Below are 311 nucleotides of genomic sequence, written 5' to 3'. Positions count from 1 at the left end.
ACCGGCATTAAACTCGATGCCTTCATCCACCACACCGCTGCCAAGCATGATCTGACGATTCCGGATGCTGTCAAAAAGCTGCTTTCCGGTGAGATTGAGCCACCAGCCACCGTAGTCTTACACACCTACCAAGCCTGCGATATAGATGATGCCCCGACCTTCATCGAAGGCTTCGGCTGGCGCCAAACGCCCATGCCGCATGATAAAACCCGGGATTTAACCGGCGAGGTAGCCGAAGCAGACGGCTACCAACCGGGCCTGATTATGCGCAAGCATGTCGAAGGCCGCGACGGAACCTGCCGGGTCGGCGG

1 pseudogene is annotated in these 311 nt (G+C 57.9%); it reads left to right on the top strand.

The features are described 5' to 3' along the window. Nucleotides 1-311 (top strand): annotated as a pseudogene (locus HMPREF2967_RS08245) (HNH endonuclease); the annotation flags it as partial.

This window comes from Corynebacterium sp. HMSC059E07, from assembly GCF_001814395.1.
GTDB classification, from domain to species: Bacteria; Actinomycetota; Actinomycetes; order Mycobacteriales; family Mycobacteriaceae; genus Corynebacterium; species Corynebacterium hesseae.
This window is presented reverse-complemented; position numbering and strand designations above follow the sequence as displayed.